The organism is Yersinia rochesterensis, assembly GCF_003600645.1.
GTDB classification, from domain to species: domain Bacteria; phylum Pseudomonadota; class Gammaproteobacteria; order Enterobacterales; family Enterobacteriaceae; genus Yersinia; species Yersinia rochesterensis.
In genome coordinates this window covers 1,665,446-1,690,589 of record NZ_CP032482.1, presented here as the reverse complement: position 1 = coordinate 1,690,589, position 25,144 = coordinate 1,665,446, and the positions used below count along the sequence as shown (strand labels likewise).

Below are 25,144 nucleotides of genomic sequence, written 5' to 3'. Positions count from 1 at the left end.
TTAAATACCAACCGGATCAGTTTTAAGTGATCCGGTTTTTTTTGCAATGGCGCTCCACTTTAGAACGCCACTTAAAATCATAATAATCAATGTGATAACTGCCGTTCTTTAAACTCAACTGGGTCATGCTTATATTGGAAAGCAAAAACAAAAATAATCACCAGAACAACAGTATACGCGGCAAAAGATAACCAAATACTATTCCAATCCTTTACACCATTGACAGTAAAATAATCAACCACATGCCCACTGGCTATCGCGCCGACATAAGCTCCGACGCCATTGACCATCGTCATAAATAAGCCTTGTGCGCTGCCTCTGATATTATGATCCACTTCTTTCTCGACATAAATTGCACCAGAAATATTAAAGAAGTCAAAGGCACAACCATATACCACCATGGATAACAGTAATAAAAAGATGCCAGTGGCAGACGGGTCACCATAGGCAAACAAGGTGAAACGTAGAGTCCAGGCAATCATACTGATCATCATCACGCGCTTAATACCAAAGCGAGATAAGAAGAACGGAATGGTGAGAATGAAAAATACTTCGGCGATTTGTGCCATCGATAATAAAATTGATGGGTATTGAACTACCAGACTGTCGTGATAAATCGGATTTTTTGCAAAATCATGCAGGAATGGACTACTGAAAGTATGACTAATTTGTAATGAGGCACCCAGCAACATAGCAAACAGGAAGAAAATGGCCATCTTCTTCTGTTTAAATAATACGAAAGCATCAAGCCCTAAAATATTAACCCACGTGCGGTCTTTTTTAATATTAGAGGTTGGACAGCTGGGTAACGAAAGAGCGTACATCGCTAATATCAATGCAGCACCTGAAGCAATATAAAGCTGAATATTGCTCAATTCAAACCCGGACAAACTGATCGCCCACATGGCAAAAATAAAACCAATGGTGCCAAAAACGCGCACTGGCGCTGAGGGATCCCCACTAATTCAGCGCTAATAAACCAACACCATACTTCGGTAGGTTTTGGCGAGGTGATTAAGAACTGCATCCAGTGCTGTTCGCGTTAAAATTAGCGGAGAGTGTCGCAAGATATTCTCCGCTAATGTCAGATAAGATATAACCCGTCGTGACTTAAGGCTGTTAGCCTGATACCTCAGATGTAACCCTTTATTTTCAGCATGATAGCCAAGTAACCATAATACTGCCGTGCTTAACGTTGCCAGAAGACTTAACACCAGTATACGCCCCGCTGTGCGGCTGTGACTGGCGCGAAGCCCAAAGCCAAAACGTTCACTTTTCTCATCGCGAAAATTCTGCTCTATCTGCATCCTGCGACTGTATAACTTCATGACTTCACGTGGTTTAAACTCCTCTGTACTGCTAAAGATAAGCCACGGTTCTTTTGCTGCGGCGCGTCCGTCCCGCTCTTGCGAATAGCGAGATATCCGGCAACGGGCACGTTTATTCTGCCGCCCTTTGGGTTCCTTTTTATGCAAGTAAAAGTGACCATCACAGCGGGCATATTCTGCACGTGCGAGTGTCCCCGGCCCCAGATATTCAGGTTGGCCACTGGCCGATAATTCCTGCCGTCTGAACCAGTGCTCACCTTTTTTATCCAGCCGGAGCTGGATATTGCCTCTGACTCGCCCGATAAAATCCCAACCCAATGATTTAATATGGTGAAACCAGGCATTTTGAAAACCGGCGTCAGTGACGATGAGCACCTTTTTATCAGGCGCAATAGCGGTGGCGATAGAATTCAGGAACTCTTTTTGTATCAATGCATTCTGTTGGTTATGCGAGGGAACAATTTGGCTCATTAACGGGATGGAACGACCATCACAAATCAGGCTGGCGCGTAAGACGTGGAATGCCTGTGAGGGATAACCGCTCCAGTCAACAGCAATAACACACCAGGGAAGTCGGCGCGTAAGTAACGAAGTAATATTACGAAATATCAGAGGGATGTCATGGTGAAGAGCCGTATTACCTAACAGCCGGTCAACCCGTTTTATCTTGTGTTTTACCTGAGCGGTTCCCGGCAGATGGCGTCCGATACTGGTCAGGGTCAGAGAAGCGCCACGCGTCAATGCGACGGTTGCATCAATCAGGGCATTTTGACGATATTGATGAAACGGGGCTAAAGCGCCCCGGAAAAAGTTCTGGCATACTTTACGGGCAGGCATAGAGTTGATCTCGCTGAATTGGTTGCACAATCAGTAGATCATATTTTCTCTATGCCTGTCCTTTTTTCTGGGGATTCACCAGCGCACTGGCGGGAAATCTTTAATTGTATCCAACCCGGCTTTTTCTAAACAAATATAAGAAATGGTGTTAGCTAATGCAATCGTCGGCATATAAACCATCGCATTGAACAGCATAACAAAGAACATAAAATTAGGGTCTGTGATATTCGCCGCAATCAGCAATGCAATTGCCCCCAATAGATGGCAACAAGCATAGAGAATATTGGCTTTTATCCAACGGTCAGCAATGATACCAATAATACTCGGCATTAAAATACAGGCAATTCCCTTGGCCCCATAGACCAAACCGACTTGTGAACCGGTAAAATTCAGCGTATTCATCATGTAAGCGCCCAGTGTCACTAACCAAGCTCCCCAGATGAAAAACTGCAAAAAGAACATAACTTTAAGCCGTTTTTTTATTATCATTTTTATTCTCCGTGATACTAACGTGTCGAGGGAGTTATTTTTGCTTATTGAGTTTGTAGGGGACTTCCCTCTTCAGAGATATCCTTTCGTACTTGAAATTGCGCGGTTATGAGCGGTAACACCAAATACGAAAGGGTTAGAGTTTGTCGATCAGCTTTGTGCTTTGCTTTTCAAGAAAGCTTCAATCAGTTTGGTGAAGTTAACTGACGCTAATTTTGCACATTTTAAGGTTTGTTCATGGGATAGAACCACATCGGAAAGGCCTTCAGCCAAGTTAGTAATCGCGGTCAATGCAATCACTTTCAAACCACAGTGTGCTGCAGACAAAACCTCTGGCACCACAGACATGCCCACTACGTCACCGCCAATAATTTGCATCATGCGAATTTCAGCTGGCGTTTCAAAACAGGGGCCAGGATAAGAGACAAACACCCCCTCGGTCAGAGGAATATCAAGTTGTTGGGCAATATTAGCCATATCGGCGCGCAAATCTTTATCATAGGCATTCGCCAGACTAAAGAAACGTGGACCAAAACGATCGTCATTAGGCCCAACCAGTGGCGTGCCCGGCATGGTATTAATATGATCTTTCAGCATCACCACTGAACCTGGTAATACTTCTGGCCGTAATGAACCGGCAGCATTAGTACAGAAAAGGAATTCGCAACCCATGAGTTTAAATGTGCGCACTGGGTTGATCATGATACTCATGCCTTTACCTTCGTAAAAGTGGCCACGGCCTTTCATGCACATCACAGGAACACCAAATAGGGTGCCTAAAACTAATTCACCGGCATGACCGTGAACTGAGCTTACGGGGAAACCGGGGATATCAGCGTAGCTAATGGTGGTTTCATTGCTAATTTGGGCGACTAAATCACCGAGTCCTGAACCTAAAATAAATGCAATTCGGGGCTTAAATCCGGGTTTTATTTTCTGAATAACATCGACAGCTTGAAATGGTAATTCACTGAAATCAGCATCAATATTTGAATTTACTGTTGTCATAATAATAACCCTTAATTATTTTCATTTAATGTCTATCAAATAAGCATGTTAAATAATAAATATTGTAGAGACATAGGTAATCTATCGTAGTGGGTTATGACGTAACCAATACTAAAAACCTGCTTATCGATACTTAAAAGGTAATGGTTCAGTGTCTGTTTCCACGTAATTATCGTCGATCACAAGATGGTAATAGGGATAGACATGACAACCAGGATACTTAAAGCACATTTACAAATGCTGGGATTTACCGCGCTACTCGGCGGTTCCTTTATTGCCAGCGCAACCATCAGTAATGCATTACCGCCCATGGTTATTACTTGGCTGAGATATGCCATCGCCAGCCTGCTTTTTATTGTTTTGCTGGTAAGCCAGGGTTTACTAAAGCGACCTAACTATCGCGACTTAGGCCGCTATACTCTCATTAGCCTGCCACCGCTGCTCTATTTTGCTTGTATGATATTTTCACTTCAGACGACCAGTGCATTAAATTCAAGTGCGTTATACACCACGGTGCCCTTAATGAGCATGATAATGAGCGGGGTATTACTGAAAGCAAGATCCACATGGTCAGTATTTACAGCTTTATTAATGGGTATTTTGGGGGCATTACTCATCATTTTTAAAGGCGACTTGTCCCAGTTATTGCAATTGTCATTAATTCCATCTGATTATCTATTTCTATTTGGTTGCCTGGGTATGGCACTGAATCCTATCGTGGTGAAAAAATTACATCGAGGTGAACCCGCACTGGTTTTGACTGGCTGGAGCTTAATTTGCGCCACGTTATTATTGACGGCGATCGTTGTTTATCAACTTCCTAAGATTGAATGGCGCAATATCAGCGTAATAACCTGGAGTGGCGTTTTTTACCTTGCCACTTTTGCTACCGCATTAAGTTTCTTTTTGTTCCAAAAAGCCTGTATTGTGCTGTCTCCAGCCAAAGTCTCCGGTTATGTGTATCTGATTCCGCTGTCAGTTATTGCGACAAATGTGATGTTAGGACAGGTAATAAATTGGCAGGAGATAGCCGTTGGAGCCGTTTTAGTCATTATCGCGATGGCTATTTTGGTCAAGGCTAAGTGATATTGACTCAGCCCGCATTTAAAATAACTCAAGCAGCTGCTCTAATGCCTGAGTCATCGCGCCAGGATGATAAACGGCAAACAAATCGGCAGAGAGATTTTCTTTCAGTGGGATAAATTTAATATTTGGCCAAGGAATTTCCTGCATGCTTTCAGGAACTAAGGCGATACCCAGATTGCTGTTTACAAAAGCCAATTGGGTTTGTGGCTCATCAAATTGGTAAATAGTCCGCGGCTTACAGCCAGCACTAAGGCAGCTATTATATATATTTTTTGAGTAACCGGAGTTAGTAAAGGTGAGAAAGATTAAGTTCTGACCCGATAAGTCTTTTAGAGAAAGTATTTCACTCTCGGCCAGTTCACTCTCATGAGATACCGCCACCGCTACGCGTTGCTTTTCGACCCGCTGATAGACTAGCGCAGGATTCTGTTCCAAATCAGCACAGCGCCAAAATCCGATATCAAGTTTCTTATTTAATAATGCTTCATACTGCTTACTCGGCGGGAATTCATGCAAAGACCACGTGGTATTAGGATTAAGTGTATTGAAGTTATTAAACTTCTCTAATAGCTGATGCCAAAGAGCTGAACCAATGATACCGATATTAAGGTGGCTTTGTTCATGGCGAGCAATATAAGAGACACGGCTTAATGAATTTTCAATATTCTCGAAAACTTCTTTCATTTCAGCCTGCATCATTTCGCCAGCAAGGGTTAATACAACATTGCGGCTATCCCGTATAAACAAAGGGAATCCTAAGGCATCTTCTAATTCTTTAATTTGTAAACTGAGTGGCGGCTGAGAGATATGTAGGCGTTCAGCGGCTTTTCCGAAGTGCAATTCTTCTGAAACGACTAAAAAATAGCGAATCATTTTTAAATTGATACGGCCGGAAAAAAGAAGCTTCTGCATGCATTATATCCAATTATTTTACTGCTTAACCTGCATTATGTTTTTGATACTAACATTATCTGATTACCCAATGACTAAAAAACCACCCGAATGATTCAAAGCCATTGGATTTTCAGATAGATATAGCTAACACCCCTGCAATGTTTAGGGCGACGGGGGCGCGGGCAATTCGATATTACTCTCCGCCAACGAACCCATATTGTTATACATCGCACAGGCCGCATCCACTAAATGCATAGCAAGCGCTGCGCCGCTGCCCTCGCCTAACCGCATGTCCATTTGTAAATAAGGTTCCAATTGCAAATGATTTAGAGCAATAACCGCGCCTTTTTCGGCCGACAAATGAGACGGAATCAGGTAATCACGCACTTTGGGTTCGATACGGCAAGCTGCCAATGCGGAAGCATAAGAGAGAAAACCATCCAGCACTACCGGCAAACCCGCCGCCGCCGCGCCTAACATCACCCCGGCCATGCCCACCAGATCAAACCCCCCCACTTTCGCCAGTACATCAATACCATCATTGGCGTCCGGTTGATTGGTTTCAATCGCGCGCCGCACTACGGCGATTTTGTGATGTAATTGCTCGCTGGGGAAGTTCGCGCCGATGCCTACCACTAATTGTGGGTCGCTGTCGGTAAACACACTAACCATCGCCGCTGCGGGGGTGGTATTCGCTATACCCAGCTCACCGACGCCAAACACTTTCACTCCGTCCGCCGCCTGCTGTAATGCTAACGTGGCGCTGGCAACCAGTAACTCTTCGGCCTGTTGGCGAGTCATGGCCGCTTCACGTGCAATATTGCCACTGCCACGCGCCACTTTCATATCGATCACGCCGGGGAGTGTATCGCTATCGATGCCCACATCCACTATTTTCACTTCCGCACCCGCGTTAGTCGCCAACACGCAAACACCGGTTACGCCTTTCACCATATTCAATGCCTGAATCATCGTCACGGCCCGCGGTGAGATAGCCACTCCCTCATCGAAAACCCCATGGTCGGCCGCCATGACAATGATTTGCTTGCGATCAACTTGATGGCCGTATAAACCGCGCATTCCTGCCAATTGGATAGCCAATTGCTCCAAACGGCCTAAGCTGCCGCAGGGTTTGAGCAGGCCATCTAGCCGCACTTTTGCTCGGCTCATCGCCCTACTATCCAACGGCCCAATCCTGCGCAGAATGGATGAAAGTGTTTGCATGCCTTTAACCTCGTGTTGCGGGCTGCCAAACAGCCCGGCTGTTGAACGCACGCAGAGTGACAAATCCATCATGGATTTCCAACACGCTGTATGCCCCTTGCTCAAAATGAAAATGCCACATGGCGACCGCTGGCATAGCCAATAAGCGCGCCAGCATCAAGCTTAAGACCCCTTGATGGGCCACCACTAACTGATTTTTTTCGTTATCTTTGGTTGAAAGCAGTGACTGAACCACACTTTCTATTCGGGTTGAAAATTGTGGAAAAGACTCCCCACCGGTGGGGCTGGCCTGTTGCCAGTCAGCTACCCATGCCGCCCACGCATCAGGATCTTCATGTTGTAAATCATGATGATGGCGCATTTCCCATTCACCGAAATTCATTTCATTTAATTGGTCATCAACTAATTTGTTATCAACTGATTTGTTATCAACTGATTTATTATCAACTTCCGCATTGAGTGAATGCCCCGCCAGCACGATATCGGCGGTATGGCGGGCGCGCAGCAATTGGCTGCTAGCAGCGTGGGCAAACTCCACCTCCGCCAACCAACCCGCGACATTACCGGCCTGCTCTACCCCCAATGGGGTTAACGGCACATCGGTCAGCCCGCAAAAAACACCGCGTAAATTAGCTTCAGTTTGCCCATGGCGCACTAGAAAAAGTCGCATAGAATGGCTCATTAAGAGTTCCCAGAAATCGGCAATGTCATAGCAGCGCCAGTAAGAATACCAACTCGCCTACTTCAGCCGCTGCGCCCAGCGTGTCACCGGTTTGCCCACCTAAACGGCGGTGCAGATAAGCGGCCAATAACAGCACCACCATCATGCTGATCACCAACGCTAATAGCGCCGCACCTTTGCCGAGTAACAGGGTTAATATCGCGCCAGCCACCAATGTGACGGCCGTTTGTTTCCCCGTCACTTTGCCGATATAAATATTGCCCAACCCGTTGCCTTCACGGGCATAGCGCTGGCGATACATCAGCAGCACAATCACCGTGCGCCCGGCCACTGAAGCCGCGGTGAGCATCATTAGCATAGGCGCATCGCGCAGGGCCAGCTCACTGACCACCAGCACTTTTGCCACCACGATAAATATCAGCGCCAAACCGCCATTGGTGCCGAGGCGGCTATCGCGCATGATCTCCAACATTTGTTCGCGTTTGCGGGCAGAAAACACCCCATCACAGGTGTCGGCCAGCCCGTCGAGATGAAAAGCACCGGTAATGAGCGCCAGCGCCAACACATACCCCAAAGCCGCCAGTGGTATGCCACACCAAGGTGACAGCACGCTAAAAACTATCGCGCCGAGCACCCCGACAATCAGGCCAATGAGGGGGAAACCAATAATTCCGCGCTCATAGTTATCCATCGCCAGCCCTTGAGTCCAGCGCTCTGGCACTGGAATGCGGGTCATAAACTGCAATGTTGCGAGAAATAAACGCAGGCTCATTTAATCTTTACCTCGATGCCCGACACCACTAAATACACCTCATCAGCGGCGGCGGCCAGGCGCTGGTTGACTCTGCCAGCGATGTCGCGGAAATGCCGCGCCAGCCGGTTTTCCGGCACTATCCCCATGCCCAATTCATTGGTGACCAAATAAATGGGTGCATGGCTACGGGTGCAAGCGGCCAGCAACTCAGTCATTTGCTGCTGAATATTCACTTCAAGCGCCGCAAAATCCATCTGCTCCGGCGGCGTATCGCCCGCCAGCTCAAACAATAAATTGGTGATAAGTGTGGTAATGCATTCCAACATCACAGCTTCGCCGGGTTCGACCTGCTGCTCCAGTACCGCACCCAAATCCTGATAACCTTCCCAAGTTCGCCAGTGTGCTGGGCGGCTGGCGCGATGTAATGCAACCCGCTCGGCCATTTCCGCATCCGTCACCACCGAGGTGGCAATGTAAAACACGCGATCGGCAGCTTGCGCTGCCAAACGTTCGGCTAATGAACTCTTGCCACTGCGCGCTCCGCCGGTAATTAAAATCACTGCACGCGCTCCTGTTGATGTGCTGCCATTAGTTTAATAATTCTATCTATATCAATATTTTCCCGCATGCTTGATGCCAGAATATCGAACTGTTGTTGTTTATGTTCAGCATAATTCACTGTTACGCCGTCGAAGGCGGTCAGCCCTTTGCGTTGGCGCAAGCTATCCAATAACGCGCGGGTAAAATGGTGGCTGTCAAACAGCCCGTGGATATAGCTGCCCAAGACGCTGCCCTCAGAATTCACCGCGCCATCCCCCCACTGCTCGGCTTGCCCATTGCGTAAGGTTAAGCGCGCAAAAGGGATCGCGCCGCTGCCCAACAAGGAAACACCCATGTGGATTTCATAGCCTTCAAGTGAGTTATCAGCGCAATTTTCTAGTATTCCCGGCAGGTTAGTTTGGCAATAGCCACTCACTCGCGTGGTCACTTTCTCTGACGCGAACTCAGTTTCTACATCCAATAACCCCAAGCCATCCATCTGCTCAAGACCCGATTCCACGCCGTCAATAATGCGTTTCCCGAGCATTTGATAACCGCCGCAAATCCCTATCACTGGCACATTATGCTGATGTTGCGCCAGTAACGCCGCCGCTAGCCCGCTGTGGTGCAACCATTGCAAATCCCCCAGAGTATTCTTGCTGCCGGGCAGGATAATCAGGTCTGGCTGGCCTAGCGCCGATGGCTGCGAAACATAGCGCAGGCGCACATCGGGCTGAGCGGCCAGTGCATTAAAATCGGTAAAGTTGGCGATATGTGGCAAGCGGATTACCGCAATATCCAGTGCCTTTTCTGCCGTATCCTGATATTTACCCTTTTGTAGCGCGACACCATCTTCATCTTCCAAATCAATATCTAACCACGGCATCACCCCCAACACCGGGACATTTGTCAGGGCTTCAATCTGTTCCAGGCCGGAAGTCAGCAGCGCGATATCACCGCGAAACTTATTGATTATCACCCCTTTGACTCGCGCTTTTTCATGTGGATGCAGCAAGGCCAAAGTGCCATAAATAGCCGCAAAAACACCGCCGCGATCAATATCGGCCACCAGCAATACTGGCGCATCGGCCATTTCAGCCATACCCATATTGACGATATCACGGTCGCGCAGATTAATTTCCGCCGGGCTGCCCGCCCCTTCCAGCACCATGACGTCATATTCGCGCGCCAGACTGTGGTAAACCTCGCTGATTTGCTGTTGTAATTGCGGCTTGTATTGATGATATTCCACCGCATCCATATTGCAGGCCACTTTACCCATTAAAACCACTTGTGCCTTGCGGTCACTGGTGGGCTTGAGCAACACTGGGTTCATGCGGACATCCGGCGCTATTCCAGCGGCTTCGGCCTGAAAAATCTGCGCCCGCCCCATCTCTTCACCTTGCGGTGTAATGCCCGAATTGAGCGCCATATTCTGCGATTTAAACGGCGCACAGCGATAGCCATCTTGCATAAAAATGCGGCATAACCCTGCCACTAATACACTTTTACCGACGTCAGAGGCGGTGCCTTGCACCATTATCGATAAATTCATCACTGGGCGACTCATCGCACTTCCTCCGTTTCCCGCTGACGCATCAGCGCAAAAAGTTGCTCTTCCGTTTTACACAGCGGCAAACCCAGCTCAGTGTGCATTTTGATCAACCACGGCTGAACCAGCCCAGCGGCTTGCAGTTTATCTTGTTGCAGGAATACCTCGGTGGTTTCACCGGCAATCATCAGGTGGCCATGGGATAAGACATAAAGGTAATCACAAACCTTATAAATCAAATCAATATCATGGCTGGAGAGAATAACCCGTTTTCCCTCTGCAACAATACGCTCAATGAGAGTAATCATGTGCTGCCGCCCTGCCGGGTCTAGCCCTGCGGTGGGTTCATCCAGCAACAGATACTCCGCCTCCATCACCAACGCACCAGCAATGGCTACCCGTTTTTTCTGCCCATGGCTCAAATGTTGGATAGATTTATGGCGAAATCCCTGTGCATCAACCAAGGTCAATGCCCGGTCAACCCGCTGGGCAATAATATCTTCTGGCATGCCCAAATTACGCAGGCTGAACGCGATGTCGCTGTCAATATCAGTATAAAAAATCTGCTGCTCTGGGTCTTGAAATACCGTCGTCACTCGCTGGCGCAATTCACGTAAGCTAGCTTTCTTATAATTAAGCGGCTCGCCTTGCCACAATACCGCACCTTGCTGGGGTTGCAGAATACCGGTCAGATTCATAAATAACGTGGATTTACCACAACCATTGGCCCCCAAGACACCGGTGACCGCATGCTGACTGAAATCCAGTGTCAGGTCATGCAATACCTGCTCATCTTGATAGCTGAAACCTAGCTGCCGGGTGGCTAACATTACATTCTGCCTTACAGGTGGAAATCGCCCTGATAGAGTTTCATATCCAGCGAGATGACCATCTGCTGATAGCGAATCATCACGCGGGTAAATAGCATACCAACCAACATTGCCAGCGAGTGGTAGCCGGTACGCAATGAGATATAACCAAATCGCAAAGACTGCGCCTGTTGAATCGCGGCCGCCTCTTCAATCAGAATAAAGATAAAACGCCAGGTCAGCAGAATTTGCTCGGTCAACAAACGCGGCACATGACAGCGCTTAAGTATCTGAATAAGCTGCGGGAAAGGCGTATTCAGCACAAACCAGAAGGTGGCTGCCAATGCCGCCAAACTGCGCCACAGGGTTTGATTGGCGGTGGTTAAACCGACTCTATCCAGCCCAAACCACCAATGACCGATCTGCACGCCCCACCACAAACTCTCCGGTTGGCGCGAGAGGGATAGCACAATGGTCACCAATCCCACCAACAGGAAAGAAAGTGGTATTGCCAGCCAGCGCAAATAGCGGCGCGGCCCCACTCGCAGCAGATAACATGTCAGCCCGGCGATAAACACCAATAACAGCGCCTGATACATCGGCGGGCTAAGCATTGCCAACAAGAGGAAAACGGCATATAGCACCAGTTTTCCCATTGGGTCGGCCTGTCGCCAGCGGCTTTGATAACTTAGTTTATCAATCCCCAGCATGCTCACCGCGTTTCCCCCGGTAATAGCCCAAGATATAAAAGATCACCGCCGCGCCAATGGAACCTTGTAAGGTGAACAGCAGACTTTCGATTTCACCACTGGCCGGTTCATACAGCGGCGTGAACCACGGCTGATAATCAGGAGCCGTCACCTGGATCAGGGCTTCAGCTTCACCGTCTGAGCCGCCGAATTCGCCGCCGTGGTCAATAAAGAATGGCAATATGACCAGCGCGATAACCATCGCCAGCAAAATAAGTGTCTTTTTCATGTTAGTGACTCCCTGCGGGAATTAACTGCCGTTTGGTTAATTGGTCATAAATCATCACCGTCAATAAACCTTCAGCAATGGCAATCGGGATCTGGGTAATGCAGAACACACCCATAAATTTGATAATCGAACCGCTGACACCAAATTGCGGGTCAGGGAAGGCCAAACCAAGCTGCACCGAGGTGACAAAGTAAGTGGTTAAATCCGCCAGCATGGCGCAAAGGAACACCCCGACATCACGGCGCAACCCCGCTTTACAGGCCAGTTTCCATACCATGTAACCCACTACCGGCCCAATAACCGCCATTGACATGCCGTTAGCGCCTAAAGTCGTCAAGCCGCCGTGCGCCAGTAATAACGCCTGGAACAGCAGCACAATGGCCCCCAGTACCGCCACCACCACCGGCCCGAACAGAATAACCGCCAGCCCGACACCGGTCGGATGTGAACAACTGCCGGTCACTGATGGGATTTTCAGCGCCGATAACACGAAAATAAACGCCCCGCACAGCGCCAGCAGCACTTTTTGATTGCTGTCTTCGGAGACAATCTGCTTTAAGCGCACCAACCCCATAAACAAGCACGGCAGGAACAGCACCCACCAGGCCAGCGCCCACATCGGCGGTAAAAAACCTTCCATGATGTGCATGGCGAAAACATCATTCGGGGCCATCGTTAGCAGGATTGCCATAACAACCCCGGTGTACGAAAGTTTTTTTAACTCTTTTTCCATTTCCATGAGTGACTCCCATCACGTTGAGCATCTAAGTAGAATCAGATAATCATTTGTTTTTAAATAACTCTCTGCTGCTTATTCACTAAAATGGTCGAGAAATAGGGCAATGGCTGATCAGCGGCAATACTATCCAACTGCCGCCAACACACTTCTCCCGGCAATGAGGCTTCTGACATCAACAGCGCGTGTGGGAACAGATTGAGCCGGCCCAATAGCGCCTGAATTTGCGCAAAGCGGCCATAGACTTTCATCAGCACCACGCAGTCGTGGTCTTGCAGCGCGCGCTCCAGCGCTGCTTCTGGGGCGGTGCAAGACATAATCGCCAGCGATTGTTGCTCCATCGCCAATGGCAATGCAGCGCGGGCGGCAATGGCAGCAAAAGAAGTTACACCCGGCACAATTTCCAACCAATCTGGCCGACCAATACGCTCTAGCAAAAATACCCAGGTGCTGAATAACATGGCATCACCGAGGGTGATAAAGCCCACCTGACGGCCTTTGGCGACTTCCGCCTGTAACTGCTGCGCCACTTCATCCCAGACCGCTTGTTTTTCATTGTTATCCGCACTCATCGGGAAATGGCAGGTGCGAATTTCAGTATTTGGCGATAAATATTCGCGCACAATGGACAGCGCCAGACTATCGCCGCCTTTGCGCCCCGCCGGGGCATACAGCACATCCAGTTTGGCTATCAACCGGGAGGCCCGCACCGTGATTAAATCACTGGCTCCGGGGCCGACGCCCAATGCATAAAGTCTGCCGCTCATTACGCTGCCTCCTGCTGTTTCTGCTGTAAAGCGAGGCCCAAATGCCCGACAAACATCTGCCGAATCAACGGGTTTTCCCCCAATCCTTGCAACCATGACTGAGCACTGATACCGGCGGACTCCAGTTGTGTGCGCCATGAATCTGGCTCGTCAGAAGCCATGTCATTGATGGCGTGATCGCCCGCCACCAGCATCAATGGCATTAAGTGCACTTTGCGCACCCCCTGCTGCTGTAAGCGGGTAATGATGTGGCTGATTTCCGGGTAACTTTCGACCGCACCAACCAAGGCAGGGAAGTTCAGCGAGGTCATTAAATGGTCAAGACAGGCATAAGCTGAGAAAGCATAGTGACTGGCTCCGTGGCCCATAAATACCACCCGCTCATCCACCGCCAGTGGGGGCATTTGCGCTTGCAGCGCCACCAGCAATTGCTGGTAATCGGCAAAACTGCTCAACAGCGGCGTACCAAGCACCAGATGACGAAAAGAGTCGTTAAAACTGCGCACTTCATTGGTGATTTTTTCGTATTCATCACCATTAATCACATGCAATGATTGGATGGCGACATCTTGATAACCTTGCTCAGCCAGTTGTTTCAGCGCTTCTCGCGGATTATTGATCTGCAAGCCATCGCGTTTGCGTAGCTTGCGAATGATCATTTCTGAGGTAAATGCGCGGAACACATCGCGATCGCTGTAAGCCGCCGCTAATTGCTGCTCGCAAGCATCAATATTCTTTTGCCGGGTGTGTTCATAACTGGTGCCGAAACTGATCACCAACAGTGCTTTTTTCATTTTATTGTCCTCGTTGTTCTTGTCAGTGGGTCAGATTGCTGCCAGTGCATCAGATGTTGGGTGAATTCATCCAATGAAGTCACTTGTTGCCCAAAACTGCCCAACACCACGGCAGCCGGGCGGCGCACCACAATGCAGGGAATATTCAGGGCCAGACAGGGAGCCACTTTTTCTTGATAGCCACCTTGCGCGCCAGACTCCTTGGTGATGACCACATCAGGCTGACAAAACTCATACAGCGCGTGATTGAATTGCGCGCTAAATGGCCCGCGCAGCGCAATAATATTGTCCACCCCCAGCCCCAGAGCCTCACATTGACTCAGCACTGCCGCCGTCGGTAACACTCGCGCTAATAGGGTTTTACCGGTCAGCCCCTGTTGATACTCCGCCAACTGTTTGCTGCCCGTGGTCAATAACACTCGAGGCCCCAAGTCTTGCGCCACGGCACAAGCTGCCGCTGCACTGTCGACTTTGTAGAGCAGTGGGTGATTGAGCGCTGCAATTTCACTCGGGCGCTGATAACGTGTCAGCGCCACTTTAGATTGCCCGCAGGCGGCGGCAACATTGTCACTGAGCAGGTCGGCGTAGGGATGTGAAGCATCGACCACCCACCGCACTTGCCGATTGATAAGAAAATCGGCCATTTCCGCCGCATCCATCCGCCCGACTAATATCTCGCCACCAATATCACCCGCCAGTTGTTTACCTGCATCAGTGGCGACCGACAGGCTGTAGCGCTCGCCAGCTTCATCCAGCAATTGGCAAATCAGCCGTGCATCACTGGTTCCACCGAAAATATGAATAGGCGGATAGCCCTTGGTCATAATGAATAATCCGTCATAATGAATAATCCGTCATAATGAATAGCCCCGGGGGGTAATCATTAGCCCGTTACGGCAATAAGTGGCCTGATTGCCAACAATCACCAAACTGGTCATGTCCACCGGCTCGTAATCCATGTCACCTAATGTAGTGAGCCATTTTTCCTGTTTTTTGCGCCCCGCCGCTTTCACCACACCCACCGGTGTTGCGGCTTTCTTCCACGGCTGCATCAGCTCAAACGCCCGCGCCAAATGCCCTTCGCGGCCACGGCTGCGCGGGTTATAGAAACAAATAACAAAATCCGCCTGCGCCGCCGCGATAATGCGTTTTTCAATCACGGCCCACGGCGTCATCAAATCACTCAGACTGATATGACAAAAGTCATGCATCAGCGGCGCGCCGAGTAAAGAGGCGGCTGCAATACTGGCGGTGATACCGGCGACCAGTCGCACTTCCAAATCCAACTGTTGCTGGGTGACCAGTTCCAACACCAAGCCCGCCATACCGTAAATGCCGGCGTCACCGCTGCTGATCAGCGCCACCTTATGACCGGCCAGTGCTAGATCAATCGCCGCCTGACAGCGCTCAATTTCTTTACACATACCCGTTTTGATCACTTGCTTATCCAGGGTCATGGACTTGACCAGATGGGTATAGGTTTTGTAGCCGACAATAATTTCCGCCTCGCGGATAGCGGCGATAGCCTCCGGCGTCATCATTGATTCACTGCCCGGCCCGATGCCAATCACGGTTAACATTAATGCGATACTCCCAGAGTGATGGTGACGCCCTGCTGGCGCAGAGTATTGCCAACCAATTTACCGTCGCTCATCAGCCAGGCGACCGGTTGTGAAACGCTGCCGACACCCACCGTTTGGCGGACAAAATCAGAAGCAGGAAAACGTTGCTCGTGGCGGCTCAGTTCGCCGACACTGAACAGTTCGAAAGGCACCCGCCAGCATTTCGCCAACTGATGCAGCGCCGGCTCATCTTTTTTGATAGTGACACTGCCGATGGCTCTCAATGCCATGATATCGAAGTGATTTTCAGCCATTTGCTGTTGCAGTAATTCAACCAGTGTTTGCAGCGAGGTCGCGCGGCGGCAACCAATCCCTGCTACCACCCGGCGCGGCACCAGCTTATAAACCGGTAAGGCGGCGAGTTGCTCGGCGGGCAGCGGCAAAATATCGCGCAGCGTGATGCACACCAATGCATCCAGCGCGGGCAATTGATCCAAAGAGTCAACCGGCACGAACCCTCGCGTGTCACAGCGATCCCGCTCCGCCAACAGCGGTGCATCCCACCACAGCCCGACTTTTTGGCTGCTGACCAACATTTGATTGACCACTTTGACCGCGTGGCGGAAATCCTGCATTTCAGCATCCAATTGGGTCGCCAGTGTGTCCAGCGCCGCCATTTCGTTAACATCCGTGGCGGTGGTTATCACCGGATCGGCCCCCAAAATTCCTGCCAAATAGCGGGTTAAGGTATTCGCCCCGCCCACATGACCCGACAGCAAACTGACGACGTGTTGCCCGCGCTCATCAATCACCACCACCGCAGGATCGGTCATTTTGTCATTCACCAGCGGTGCAATAACGCGCACTGTCAGGCCAATTGCCCCCACCACCACCAGCGCTGAATATTGCTTGAATGCCTCGCGCAGGGTATTGCCAAAGCTGCCGTTGAAGGGCAAAAAACCCGCTTCCAATAGCTTGTCACTGGTAAAACAAGTCAGCGGTAAGTGGGTCTGCAAGCGCCGCGCCAGCCGCACTCCGCCGGGGGTCAGACAAAATACCGCGATTGATTCAGGCTTGACGATATTCATGGCTAAACCCCGCGTCATACAGTTTGGAATAGTGGTATTCATCGCCGAGGAACGCCCCCACCAAAATCAGCGCCGTTTTATGAATGGCTGCTGTCCGCACCAACTCGGCGATATCTGCCAGCGTGCCGTGTACCGTGCGACTTTCAGCCCAAGTGGCTTTGTACACCACTGCAACCGGCGTATTGGCAGGATAGCCACCAGCGATTAAGCGCTCGGCAACTCTGTCCATTTCTTGTACCGACAAGAAAATCGCCATTGAGGTTTGGTGAGCGGCGAAAGCTTCCAGTTGCTCCAAGGGTGGCATCGGGGTGCGCCCCTCAATACGGGTGATAATCAAGCTCTGCGCCACTTCCGGCACGGTATATTCCACCCCCAGTTGAGCAGCGGCCCCCAAGAAAGCACTGACGCCCGGTACGGAAACAAAGCCTATGCCGTGCTCGCCCAACACTTCTCCCTGTTCACGAATAGAACCGTACAAAGAGAGATCCCCGGTTTGCAACCGCACTACCAACTTGCCCGCGCGCACACCATCCACCATCAGGGTGATGATTTGCTCCAGATTCAAGCCCGCACTGTCGTGACATTCCGCTTGGGGGGAGCAATACGCCAACAGCTCGGTATTAATAAGCGACCCGGCATAAATGACCACCTGCGCCTGTTGCAGCAAGCGGTAGCCTTTTAGCGTAATCAGCTCTTTGTCACCCGGCCCGGCACCAACAAACCAGACCTTTTGCGTATCCCAGGAGGGTATAGCAGAGGTAGGGATAACCGGTGTCGATACGGTATTAGGATGCTCGGACATTGCTCGCCTCCATGTGGCAGGAAATAAGATAAGTAGGATTATTCGGCTTAAAATAGTGCCCGCTACCCAAAGGGGTCAGAGTGGAGAGTTGCAATTGCACACAATCCAATTCACTAACGGCACAGGTCTGTAAATGGCTTAGCGCCTCATTGAGGTTATTGAGCAAAATAAAGGTCAGAACCAGACGACCACCGGGGTTAAGCGTCTTCAGCGACCAGTCGATAAGATCAGTTAAATGGCCGCCGCTGCCGCCAATAAAAATGGCATCGGCTTTATCGGGCAGAGGAAGAGGGGCTACACCGGCGACGATGTTCACATTGCTGCACCCTAGCCGCTGGCAGTTTTCATTAATCAACTCAAGGGCGGCCGGGTTGCGTTCAATGGCAGTGACGCGTAAATGAGGGAAACGCAACGCCGCTTCCAATGCCACGCTGCCGGTACCCGCGCCAACATCAATCAGGTGAGTCGCATCCGACAAATCCAGCCGCTCCAGCGCTAACACTCGCACCGCTTCTTTGGTCATCGGGACTTTTTGTCCGCGCGTATTTTGCCCACGAATAAACAGCTCATCTTTCATTGAGGATCACCACCACATTCATGTTATAACTCGCCGCCACGCACTCAACGGGCAGGCGATGAATTCGTTCGTCGGGTTGCGAAAGGTTTTCACCAATAATCAAGGTGCGCGCGAGGCCGCGTTGCTGGAGCGCATCCGCAATAGCCCGTGGGCCAATAATGTTGTCGGTCACCATCGCCACTTTGTCGTGCTGGAAGATCCAGTCAAAATCGGGTTCTCGACCATGGCTGCTGGTGAGGAAAAGGTCATTCATGTCCAACGCCACTTTGGCGCACAGATATTGAATCGCGCTGATGCCGGGGACGATATGCAATTCATCGGCGCTGAAGTTTGCCGCCAGCAATTTGCCGATGCCGTATAGCAGAGGGTCGCCCGAAGCCAACACCACAATGGCGCGGTTTTTATTGTTATCCAGCCACTCTAATAGCCCCAGTAGGTCGGCATCCAACAAGCGCGACTCTTTGATACCGCAGCTCAATGTCGCCAGATGGCGTTTGCCCCCCACCAGCACCTCGGCATGCTCAATCGCTCTTTGTGCTGTTGGCGTCAGATAATCAGTATTACCGGGGCCGATGCCCACCACAGTTATCATCGAAATACCTCCACAATCTCATCCAGTGCTCGGCTGCTACCCAGCACCTGATTATCAAAAGAGAATAAAATGGCATCGCACTGGGGCGGATTAACCGAAAAGCGCATCATTTCGCTAATACGCTCACAAATGCGCTCCGCGATACGCGAATACACGCCCTGCCACCCCTGCTCAGCAATCAGTTCCATTGCCGCCTCAGTGGTATCGCACTGATTAACTTCGAGTAATAGCGCATGCGGCGCGCCCATTAATGCTAAATTCGCCACCAGCGTTTCCATGCGCCCATCGGCAATGTGGCTGTGAGTGTGGAAGATACCGGCGGCCACTTTGACTAACTTACCGGGGTGCCCGACCAACAAGACCTGGCGGAATCCCAATCGCACGGTTTCTTGCAGCATATAGCCGACAAAATTACTCATCGTGACCACCTGCTGGCTATCCAGCCCCAAATGGTCGCGGACAAAGCGCTCGCCGTGATTACCCGGTACCAGAATGACGCGATCCTCACCGGCTGCCCGTTTCATCTCTAACTCCAACGCCAACGAACGTTTCCAGCTCTCTTCAGACATCGGCGTGACAATGCCGGTGGTGCCGATGATGGAAATCCCGCCCAAAATCCCCAGCCGCCCGTTGTAAGTTTTCTTTGCTCGCTCCTCGCCTTCCGGCGCGAAGATTTCGACTTCTGCACCGCGTAACGGGCCAATAACCTCGCGCACGCCGGCCTCGATGGTCTGGCGCGGTGTGCGATTAATGGCGCTGCTGCCGATCGGCAGACCAATGCCTTTGCGGGTGACAGTTCCAACCCCCTCGCCGCCACGCAAGGTGATTTCAGCCTGTTCAGTGAGAGTTACACGAGCAAAAATCAGCATGCCGTGGGTAGCATCGACGTCATCGCCACCATCTTTGCGAATCGCCGCCGTGGCTTGCTGGCCTTCAATTAGCGGCTGCTCGACATTCAGACACAAGGTGATGCCAGACGGAGTGACAATGGAAATCTGGTCAATCACTTGTTGCCGCAGCACCATCAGCGCCGCTACTTTGGCCGCCGCCGTGGCACAGGAGCCAGTGGTATAGCCTTTGCGGTATTGCTTGCCGTTATGCCAAATGCTGTCTAATTGCTGGTTTTGCCGCGCAATATCATCACTGACCCGACCGTCACTCATAGCTCGCCTCGCCACTTCTCCCTTCACAACTGCGCACCTCGCAACTGGTAGAGGATGGCGTTGATAATCGCCGCCGCCACATTGCTGCCCCCTTTGCGCCCCAATGCAGCAATGCACGGCAAATGACTTTCGGCCAACGCCTCTTTGGATTCTGCCGCGCCAACAAACCCCACTGGCACGCCGATGACCGCCACGGGTGCAGCTTGCCGCTCTAATAAACGGAATAACGCGGTCGGGGCATTGCCGAACACAAACAACTTTTCGCCCGGTTCCTCCAGCGCCACATCCACCGCCGCCATCGAGCGGGTAATGCCCTGCGCGGGCGCAGTTTCCACCACTCGCGGGTCACTGATATAGCAGCGGCATTCGCATCCCATTTGCTTCAGCAGCGTTTTGTTAATACCCGACATCGCCATGGTGGTGTCGGTGTACAGCGTGCATCCCCGGCCTAATCCCTCGGCAATGTAGGCCAGCACATCCGGTGAGAAATGCAGAATATCCAGCCAGTCAAAATCCGCTGTGGTGTGGATAACCCGCTTGATCACCGCTTGGTGCATCTCACTGGCGAAACGATAGTCCGGCCGCTCAGTGGCAATAATGTCACCAATAATGACAAAGCTATTTTGTTCGATTTCCTGCGGGTTTTTCATATAGTTCATGGAGTTATCCTTATTAAATACCAACCAACAGCAAGTGGATCAGGGCGAACAATAACAGGGCCAATAGCGACGCCATCATCATCAAATGGATGCTGCGCGGAATATCACTCAGCGCGACTTCGCGCCGGTCATCACCAATCCACGGCTTCTCGACCCGCTCACCAAAGTAATCATTCGGGCCGCCCAGACGAATGCCCAGCGCCCCAGCTACAGTGGCTTCCGACCAGGCACAGTTAGGGCTGGAATGCTGATAGCGATCGCGCCAGCCAATACGCAGAGCCTGACGATAATCAGCTTGGATCAGCCAGGCCGCGGCACTGAGCAGCAGCCAGCTCAGGCGCGCGGGAAGCCAATTGGCCCAATCATCCATTCGGGCGGAGACATAACCCATCGCGCGGTATTTCGGCGTTTTATAGCCCACCATCGAATCAAGGGTATTGACCGCTTTGTAGGCCATTGCCAGCGGCGCGCCCCCTAATAGCAGGAAAAATAGCGGCGCAATCACGCCATCGACACTGTTCTCCGCCACGGTTTCTACCACCGCACGGGTCATTTGCGGCGTCTCCAACTGCGAAGTATCGCGCCCGACAATCCATGACAGTTTTTCGCGACTTTGTGCCAAAGAACCCTGCTGTAGCGCATCAAAGACCAACAATGCCGCGTCACTCAAACAACGCCCAGCCAGCAAGGTGTAAATCATCCACACTTGCGCCAGCCAGCCGAGCCACGGGTTAATCTCTGTCATCAGCCATAAAAATCCCCAACTGACGAGCCAGGTGATGCCCACCACCAACACCCACAACAGGGCACCGCCCCATTTCAGGGCCTGCTCGCTATGACACACAGCACGAATCCTCCGTTGCAGCCCGGTAATCAAGTTGCCAATCCACCGCACCGGATGCGGCCAACGCGGCGGATCGCCGAGCCAATTGTCCAATAGGAAAGCCACAAACCACGCCGCGAGGGTCATAGCACACTCCGGGCCGCGGTCAGCCAGCCATTCAATAAACCGGGGCGTTGGGCAAAGTGAATATGCAGATAGCTGGCTTGGGTACGTTGCACTTGATAGCCACTGTGCCAGCGCTGGATAACCTCGCCGTCGCGCCATTTACTGCTATCAAAAACGGGTGTCAGCGGGCTGGTAAAATCGGAGTAATGGAACTCATGGCCGCGCAATATTTCGCCTTGCGCAGCTAATAATGTGTCACTGCGGGCTTGCGCCTGACAGTAACCAAATCGGGTCAAGCGCTTCCCCATGCGGCTTTCACCGGGCAAAATCCCCACCATCCCATGGCGCTGCCCGCGGTCATCGGTAAGACCGTCACCCAAATACATCAAGCCACCACATTCGGCATACAAAGGGATTTGCTGGCGATGAGCTTGCTGTAATGCGGTGTGCATGGCGGTATTTTCTGCCAGCGCACTGGCGTGAATTTCGGGATAACCGCCGCCCAAATAAATCATCTGGCAATCAGGCAAGCTGCGGTCATGCAGCGGACTAAAGCGCTGGATACGCACTCCAGCCTGCTCCAGCAAATCAAGGTTATCGGGGTAATAAAAATTGAAAGCTTCATCTTCGGCTAAGGCCAGTGTCAGCCCGTCGGCCAAAGCTTGAGGTGGTAATGTCGGCGGGGTTCCAACCGGAAGTTCAGTGCAAGAGGTCAGGGCCAGTAACCGGTCAAGATTGATAAACTCTTCGACCTGTTGGGCCAACTGCTGCCAGCGTGGCGAATTATCGGGTTGTTTGGATAGCCCACCGGCTCGCTCCTGTGCTGGAATCAGCCCTAAATGGCGCGATGGCAAAGCCACATCGTCCATGACCGGCAAGCGGCCCAAAACTGGAATTCCGCAATAGTGTTCAATAGCGTGGCGAATAAGTTGATAGTGATTTTCTGAATTGACGCGGTTAACAATCACCCCAGCAATGGTGAGGTCAGGGTCGAATTGACAGAAGCCCAGTACCGTCGCCGCCACGGATGTCGACACCGCTTTGCCATCCACCAGCAAGATAACCGGGCAGCCCAATTGCTTGGCCATCGCCGCACTGCTGCAATAATCGGGGTCAGTGCCATAGCCGTCATATAGCCCCATGACACCTTCAATCACGGCGACATCAGCATGGCGCATATGTTGGTTATACAGCCCATTGAGGGTGGCCGGCGGCAACATAAAAGCATCGAGGTTACGCGACGTCACGCCACTGACTGCGGTATGCCAGCCAGTATCCAGATAATCCGGCCCGACCTTAAACGGCTGCACCGACAATCCACGCGCCATCAGCGCCCGCAAAATACCCAAGGTTACGGTGGTTTTACCGCACCCGCTGCCGGTTCCTGCGATGATAAATGCTTGTTTGCCTGAGCATTGCATAAAAAAATCCCGCCATTTCAAGCGGGATATGCAGTGTCAAAAAGGTGCATCTACGCAACGTCAGCGCTGCGCGCATCTGATGACAACCCGCTTCCCACCGAAGGAGTTGAAACTCTTTTACTGATTTGGCTGGTCTTCTGGCTTAGCGTCACCCTCCCCCGCTACCTTCCCAATCCTGTGGATCAGTGGTTTCAGCGGGTTCGTCAGCATCACAGCAGCGGGGGCTGCGGGGGATTGTCACCCCCTTCCCAATCATGTCTTGAGGACAAGCACACGACATAACCATTTCAGTAACTACAATTATCTAATTACAGTAGATTCTGTTATTTAATTTATTGTTTCGTTATCTCATTTATCTCTTTATTTACACTGTTATAACAGAGTGTTTATTCATTATTAGTCTGATGGAATTTCTTAAAATTAATATACCCTTTTCTGTTCATAAAAAATGGTGAATTTGATTTTTTGATAGGGATTTTTTTGCATCACCACAACAAATTATTGTCGAAACCATGAGTGATTTAAAATTAAAAACAGTAACTTAAAAAGTTTTAAGCCCACTTGGCCTATAGCAAATTATTGTCATTAATTATTTTAAGTAGTTAATTTTTAGTTTGTTTATTTAAATAGAAAACCCAAGTGCACGACCAAATTGCATAATATTAAATCAATGATGGTTACTCCATCTTGCTGCGTTCAGAAGAAAGTGAGCGAAATACCTGCGGTGTCACATTGTAGGTCTGACGGAACACTTTGCAGAAATAGCTGGTCTGGGAAAAACCTAGATTCTTAGCAATGCTAGCAATGCTCCAATCACTGTGCTGCAACATCTCTCTGGCATTAGCCATCCGTTGCTGATTGACCCAGGCATTAAAGCCGATGCCGTGATATTTTTTAAACAACTTGCTGAAATAGTAAGGGCTGAGATACACCTTAGCCGCGACTTCTTCCAGCCGCAATTCTTCCGATAAATGCGCATCAATATAACGCAGTGCTTTCTTCATTTTGCTGTCATGGGGATGAACCGGCCGTATTCTGCCGGGTTCTTTGCTGCCCATGTTGTCATTGATAACCACAAAGTTGAGATGTTTTTTGAGACAATTTTCAACAATCAGCTTTAATAAATCTGCCGACGCAATCACGCGCGAAAAATCGATAATGGGCACATTGTGGAATTCATCCATCAGTGCCGGATCTTGCTGCCAATGATTATCAACATTAAGAATATCAATAAGATAAACATCTGAGTGCAACCGCACCTGCCCGCATAAAACAAACCCTACCAAATGACCGGCAATAACCAGCGGAATAGAGAAGTCAGTTAACCCGGCGTGGCAGCGATAAATACAAGGTTCATTGGATTTTGAGGCTTCCAAACCACCGCAGCGATCACTCATGCGGCAACGAAGATGATTCACCGGGTCTTGTCGCATCAATTGACAAAATGGCGTGAAATTAAAGAGATCAGAAATTTCTTCGCCGTGAATATTGACCACCACCACAGCCAGCCCAGTTGCCTGAGCAAAATCCTGCGCGATTTTATTTATGAGCTCTGAGTTTAGAGAACTGGCAGAAATCATGATAAAACCTCTCAGTTAATTTATTGTTATTAGTTTTTTGTTTGTTGCCATATGTCATCCCTGAAATGATTAATGTGTTATTTTTTTGTTATATTTTACTCCTATTTACCCAGTAGAAACCTATTTCCCTATCAAGGTTTATGTTTTGGTAAAATGAAAAAAATAACAATTCACTTTACCAGAGTCATAATCAACAGGGGACTATAATCAGCCCATTAGCCCGAATAGATCACGAAATTTCCTCATCCCGTTTCACTCTTTCAAGATGAGGAA

Annotated in this window: 26 protein-coding genes, 2 pseudogenes and 1 riboswitch; of the genes and pseudogenes, 1 reads left to right on the top strand and 27 read right to left on the bottom strand. The window is 50.3% G+C overall.

The annotated features are described in order from the left end of the window. Positions 1 to 86 precede the first annotated feature (86 nt). From DXZ79_RS08035 to xapA, 4 genes and pseudogenes are all read right to left on the bottom strand, one after another. A pseudogene (locus DXZ79_RS08035) lies at positions 87 to 941 on the bottom strand (MFS transporter); the annotation flags it as partial. A gap of 30 nt (positions 942 to 971) precedes the next feature. Beyond that, the gene (locus DXZ79_RS08030) at positions 972 to 2,165 is read right to left on the bottom strand and encodes an IS4 family transposase (RefSeq protein WP_120011132.1); all 1,194 of its coding nucleotides are present in this window, start codon (positions 2,163 to 2,165) and stop codon (positions 972 to 974) included. An 81-nt stretch (positions 2,166 to 2,246) separates the two neighbouring features. Continuing rightward, positions 2,247 to 2,654: pseudogene (locus DXZ79_RS08025) on the bottom strand (MFS transporter); the annotation flags it as partial. 150 nt (positions 2,655 to 2,804) lie between these two features. Then, the gene (xapA, locus tag DXZ79_RS08020; RefSeq protein ID WP_038634050.1) at positions 2,805 to 3,662 is read right to left on the bottom strand and encodes a xanthosine phosphorylase; all 858 of its coding nucleotides are present in this window, start codon (positions 3,660 to 3,662) and stop codon (positions 2,805 to 2,807) included. A 237-nt stretch (positions 3,663 to 3,899) separates the two neighbouring features. On the opposite strand from xapA, the gene DXZ79_RS08015 reads away from it, so the two are divergent. After that, entirely contained in the window at positions 3,900 to 4,748 is an 849-nt protein-coding gene (locus tag DXZ79_RS08015; RefSeq protein ID WP_038634053.1) for a DMT family transporter, read from the top strand. 18 nt (positions 4,749 to 4,766) lie between these two features. Here the strand turns inward: DXZ79_RS08015 and DXZ79_RS08010 are convergent, their stop codons facing one another. The 23 genes from DXZ79_RS08010 to pocR all read right to left on the bottom strand — a co-directional run bounded on the left by DXZ79_RS08010 (position 4,767) and on the right by pocR (position 24,871). Further along, a complete protein-coding gene (locus tag DXZ79_RS08010) occupies positions 4,767 to 5,660 on the bottom strand; it encodes a LysR family transcriptional regulator (protein WP_120011196.1) in 894 nt (297 codons plus the stop codon). Positions 5,661 to 5,804: 144 nt separating this feature from the next. After that, the gene (cobT, locus tag DXZ79_RS08005) at positions 5,805 to 6,866 is read right to left on the bottom strand and encodes a nicotinate-nucleotide--dimethylbenzimidazole phosphoribosyltransferase (protein ID WP_038634060.1); all 1,062 of its coding nucleotides are present in this window, start codon (positions 6,864 to 6,866) and stop codon (positions 5,805 to 5,807) included. 4 nt (positions 6,867 to 6,870) lie between these two features. Beyond that, entirely contained in the window at positions 6,871 to 7,536 is a 666-nt protein-coding gene (locus DXZ79_RS08000) for an adenosylcobalamin/alpha-ribazole phosphatase (RefSeq protein ID WP_053012579.1), read from the bottom strand. A gap of 37 nt (positions 7,537 to 7,573) precedes the next feature. Then, positions 7,574 to 8,320 (bottom strand): adenosylcobinamide-GDP ribazoletransferase, encoded by a 747-nt coding sequence (gene cobS / locus DXZ79_RS07995; RefSeq protein WP_038634066.1) that lies wholly within the window; start codon positions 8,318 to 8,320, stop codon positions 7,574 to 7,576. After that, positions 8,317 to 8,862: a bifunctional adenosylcobinamide kinase/adenosylcobinamide-phosphate guanylyltransferase gene (gene cobU / locus DXZ79_RS07990; RefSeq protein ID WP_038634069.1), complete on the bottom strand. Its 546-nt coding sequence runs from the start codon at positions 8,860 to 8,862 to the stop codon at positions 8,317 to 8,319. Before cobU ends, cobS begins: the two co-directional genes overlap by 4 nt. Beyond that, positions 8,859 to 10,397: a cobyric acid synthase gene (locus tag DXZ79_RS07985; RefSeq protein ID WP_038639613.1), complete on the bottom strand. Its 1,539-nt coding sequence runs from the start codon at positions 10,395 to 10,397 to the stop codon at positions 8,859 to 8,861. Before DXZ79_RS07985 ends, cobU begins: the two co-directional genes overlap by 4 nt. 11 nt (positions 10,398 to 10,408) lie before the next feature. After that, a complete protein-coding gene (locus tag DXZ79_RS07980; protein WP_038634072.1) occupies positions 10,409 to 11,224 on the bottom strand; it encodes an ATP-binding cassette domain-containing protein in 816 nt (271 codons plus the stop codon). Between the two features lie 11 nt (positions 11,225 to 11,235). Continuing rightward, complete coding sequence (locus DXZ79_RS07975) at positions 11,236 to 11,913, bottom strand: energy-coupling factor ABC transporter transmembrane protein (RefSeq protein WP_050291655.1); 678 nt, start codon at positions 11,911 to 11,913, stop codon at positions 11,236 to 11,238. Continuing rightward, complete coding sequence (locus DXZ79_RS07970) at positions 11,900 to 12,181, bottom strand: energy-coupling factor ABC transporter substrate-binding protein (RefSeq protein WP_038634077.1); 282 nt, start codon at positions 12,179 to 12,181, stop codon at positions 11,900 to 11,902. Before DXZ79_RS07970 ends, DXZ79_RS07975 begins: the two co-directional genes overlap by 14 nt. A gap of 1 nt (position 12,182) precedes the next feature. After that, positions 12,183 to 12,920 carry a cobalt ECF transporter S component CbiM gene (gene cbiM, locus DXZ79_RS07965; RefSeq protein ID WP_038634080.1) on the bottom strand — a complete coding sequence of 246 codons (738 nt, stop codon included), beginning with the start codon at positions 12,918 to 12,920 and terminating at the stop codon, positions 12,183 to 12,185. Positions 12,921 to 12,973: 53 nt separating this feature from the next. Further along, positions 12,974 to 13,684, bottom strand: coding sequence for a cobalt-factor II C(20)-methyltransferase (locus tag DXZ79_RS07960; protein ID WP_038634083.1), 711 nt, complete (start codon positions 13,682 to 13,684; stop codon positions 12,974 to 12,976). Continuing rightward, positions 13,684 to 14,478 (bottom strand): sirohydrochlorin cobaltochelatase, encoded by a 795-nt coding sequence (gene cbiK, locus DXZ79_RS07955; RefSeq protein WP_038634086.1) that lies wholly within the window; start codon positions 14,476 to 14,478, stop codon positions 13,684 to 13,686. The genes DXZ79_RS07960 and cbiK overlap by 1 nt, the downstream gene beginning before the upstream one ends. After that, entirely contained in the window at positions 14,475 to 15,302 is an 828-nt protein-coding gene (locus DXZ79_RS07950) for a cobalt-precorrin-6A reductase (RefSeq protein WP_050291654.1), read from the bottom strand. The genes cbiK and DXZ79_RS07950 overlap by 4 nt, the downstream gene beginning before the upstream one ends. Positions 15,303 to 15,332: 30 nt before the next feature. After that, positions 15,333 to 16,058, bottom strand: a complete 726-nt coding sequence (locus tag DXZ79_RS07945; RefSeq protein ID WP_050291653.1) for a precorrin-3B C(17)-methyltransferase — start codon at positions 16,056 to 16,058, stop codon at positions 15,333 to 15,335. After that, positions 16,058 to 17,128 (bottom strand): cobalt-precorrin 5A hydrolase, encoded by a 1,071-nt coding sequence (gene cbiG, locus DXZ79_RS07940; protein WP_038634093.1) that lies wholly within the window; start codon positions 17,126 to 17,128, stop codon positions 16,058 to 16,060. Before cbiG ends, DXZ79_RS07945 begins: the two co-directional genes overlap by 1 nt. Continuing rightward, positions 17,109 to 17,930, bottom strand: a complete 822-nt coding sequence (locus DXZ79_RS07935; protein ID WP_038634096.1) for a cobalt-precorrin-4 methyltransferase — start codon at positions 17,928 to 17,930, stop codon at positions 17,109 to 17,111. Before DXZ79_RS07935 ends, cbiG begins: the two co-directional genes overlap by 20 nt. Next, positions 17,914 to 18,507, bottom strand: a complete 594-nt coding sequence (locus DXZ79_RS07930) for a decarboxylating cobalt-precorrin-6B (C(15))-methyltransferase (RefSeq protein ID WP_050291651.1) — start codon at positions 18,505 to 18,507, stop codon at positions 17,914 to 17,916. The genes DXZ79_RS07935 and DXZ79_RS07930 overlap by 17 nt, the downstream gene beginning before the upstream one ends. After that, the gene (locus DXZ79_RS07925; RefSeq protein WP_038634103.1) at positions 18,497 to 19,099 is read right to left on the bottom strand and encodes a cobalt-precorrin-7 (C(5))-methyltransferase; all 603 of its coding nucleotides are present in this window, start codon (positions 19,097 to 19,099) and stop codon (positions 18,497 to 18,499) included. Before DXZ79_RS07925 ends, DXZ79_RS07930 begins: the two co-directional genes overlap by 11 nt. Beyond that, entirely contained in the window at positions 19,096 to 20,262 is a 1,167-nt protein-coding gene (cbiD, locus tag DXZ79_RS07920; protein ID WP_038634106.1) for a cobalt-precorrin-5B (C(1))-methyltransferase CbiD, read from the bottom strand. The genes DXZ79_RS07925 and cbiD overlap by 4 nt, the downstream gene beginning before the upstream one ends. 23 nt (positions 20,263 to 20,285) lie before the next feature. Next, the gene (locus tag DXZ79_RS07915) at positions 20,286 to 20,921 is read right to left on the bottom strand and encodes a cobalt-precorrin-8 methylmutase (protein WP_038634109.1); all 636 of its coding nucleotides are present in this window, start codon (positions 20,919 to 20,921) and stop codon (positions 20,286 to 20,288) included. A 13-nt stretch (positions 20,922 to 20,934) separates the two neighbouring features. Then, positions 20,935 to 21,891 carry an adenosylcobinamide-phosphate synthase CbiB gene (gene cbiB / locus DXZ79_RS07910; protein WP_038634112.1) on the bottom strand — a complete coding sequence of 319 codons (957 nt, stop codon included), beginning with the start codon at positions 21,889 to 21,891 and terminating at the stop codon, positions 20,935 to 20,937. Then, positions 21,888 to 23,291 (bottom strand): cobyrinic acid a,c-diamide synthase CobB, encoded by a 1,404-nt coding sequence (locus DXZ79_RS07905; protein ID WP_038634115.1) that lies wholly within the window; start codon positions 23,289 to 23,291, stop codon positions 21,888 to 21,890. Before DXZ79_RS07905 ends, cbiB begins: the two co-directional genes overlap by 4 nt. A 110-nt stretch (positions 23,292 to 23,401) precedes the next feature. Continuing rightward, a riboswitch (cobalamin riboswitch) is annotated at positions 23,402 to 23,593 on the bottom strand. Positions 23,594 to 23,968: 375 nt separating this feature from the next. After that, on the bottom strand, positions 23,969 to 24,871 hold the full coding sequence (gene pocR, locus DXZ79_RS07900; RefSeq protein ID WP_050291650.1) for a transcriptional regulator PocR: 903 nt from the start codon (positions 24,869 to 24,871) through the stop codon (positions 23,969 to 23,971). Positions 24,872 to 25,144: the final 273 nt, after the last annotated feature.

What these genes read in the sequence shown, in the direction of transcription:
- DXZ79_RS08030 (WP_120011132.1), bottom strand. Translation starts at nt 2,165, where the DNA reads ATGCCTGCCCGTAAAGTATGCCAGAACTTTTTCCGGGGCGCTTTAGCC.
- xapA (WP_038634050.1), bottom strand. Translation starts at nt 3,662, where the DNA reads ATGACAACAGTAAATTCAAATATTGATGCTGATTTCAGTGAATTACCA.
- DXZ79_RS08015 (WP_038634053.1), top strand. Translation starts at nt 3,900, where the DNA reads ATGCTGGGATTTACCGCGCTACTCGGCGGTTCCTTTATTGCCAGCGCA.
- DXZ79_RS08010 (WP_120011196.1), bottom strand. Translation starts at nt 5,660, where the DNA reads ATGCAGAAGCTTCTTTTTTCCGGCCGTATCAATTTAAAAATGATTCGC.
- cobT (WP_038634060.1), bottom strand. Translation starts at nt 6,866, where the DNA reads ATGCAAACACTTTCATCCATTCTGCGCAGGATTGGGCCGTTGGATAGT.
- DXZ79_RS08000 (WP_053012579.1), bottom strand. Translation starts at nt 7,536, where the DNA reads ATGCGACTTTTTCTAGTGCGCCATGGGCAAACTGAAGCTAATTTACGC.
- cobS (WP_038634066.1), bottom strand. Translation starts at nt 8,320, where the DNA reads ATGAGCCTGCGTTTATTTCTCGCAACATTGCAGTTTATGACCCGCATT.
- DXZ79_RS07985 (WP_038639613.1), bottom strand. Translation starts at nt 10,397, where the DNA reads ATGAATTTATCGATAATGGTGCAAGGCACCGCCTCTGACGTCGGTAAA.
- DXZ79_RS07980 (WP_038634072.1), bottom strand. Translation starts at nt 11,224, where the DNA reads ATGTTAGCCACCCGGCAGCTAGGTTTCAGCTATCAAGATGAGCAGGTA.
- DXZ79_RS07975 (WP_050291655.1), bottom strand. Translation starts at nt 11,913, where the DNA reads ATGCTGGGGATTGATAAACTAAGTTATCAAAGCCGCTGGCGACAGGCC.
- DXZ79_RS07970 (WP_038634077.1), bottom strand. Translation starts at nt 12,181, where the DNA reads ATGAAAAAGACACTTATTTTGCTGGCGATGGTTATCGCGCTGGTCATA.
- cbiM (WP_038634080.1), bottom strand. Translation starts at nt 12,920, where the DNA reads ATGGAAATGGAAAAAGAGTTAAAAAAACTTTCGTACACCGGGGTTGTT.
- DXZ79_RS07960 (WP_038634083.1), bottom strand. Translation starts at nt 13,684, where the DNA reads ATGAGCGGCAGACTTTATGCATTGGGCGTCGGCCCCGGAGCCAGTGAT.
- cbiK (WP_038634086.1), bottom strand. Translation starts at nt 14,478, where the DNA reads ATGAAAAAAGCACTGTTGGTGATCAGTTTCGGCACCAGTTATGAACAC.
- DXZ79_RS07950 (WP_050291654.1), bottom strand. Translation starts at nt 15,302, where the DNA reads ATGACCAAGGGCTATCCGCCTATTCATATTTTCGGTGGAACCAGTGAT.
- DXZ79_RS07945 (WP_050291653.1), bottom strand. Translation starts at nt 16,058, where the DNA reads ATGTTAACCGTGATTGGCATCGGGCCGGGCAGTGAATCAATGATGACG.
- cbiG (WP_038634093.1), bottom strand. Translation starts at nt 17,128, where the DNA reads ATGAATATCGTCAAGCCTGAATCAATCGCGGTATTTTGTCTGACCCCC.
- DXZ79_RS07935 (WP_038634096.1), bottom strand. Translation starts at nt 17,930, where the DNA reads ATGTCCGAGCATCCTAATACCGTATCGACACCGGTTATCCCTACCTCT.
- DXZ79_RS07930 (WP_050291651.1), bottom strand. Translation starts at nt 18,507, where the DNA reads ATGAAAGATGAGCTGTTTATTCGTGGGCAAAATACGCGCGGACAAAAA.
- DXZ79_RS07925 (WP_038634103.1), bottom strand. Translation starts at nt 19,099, where the DNA reads ATGATAACTGTGGTGGGCATCGGCCCCGGTAATACTGATTATCTGACG.
- cbiD (WP_038634106.1), bottom strand. Translation starts at nt 20,262, where the DNA reads ATGAGTGACGGTCGGGTCAGTGATGATATTGCGCGGCAAAACCAGCAA.
- DXZ79_RS07915 (WP_038634109.1), bottom strand. Translation starts at nt 20,921, where the DNA reads ATGAACTATATGAAAAACCCGCAGGAAATCGAACAAAATAGCTTTGTC.
- cbiB (WP_038634112.1), bottom strand. Translation starts at nt 21,891, where the DNA reads ATGACCCTCGCGGCGTGGTTTGTGGCTTTCCTATTGGACAATTGGCTC.
- DXZ79_RS07905 (WP_038634115.1), bottom strand. Translation starts at nt 23,291, where the DNA reads ATGCAATGCTCAGGCAAACAAGCATTTATCATCGCAGGAACCGGCAGC.
- pocR (WP_050291650.1), bottom strand. Translation starts at nt 24,871, where the DNA reads ATGATTTCTGCCAGTTCTCTAAACTCAGAGCTCATAAATAAAATCGCG.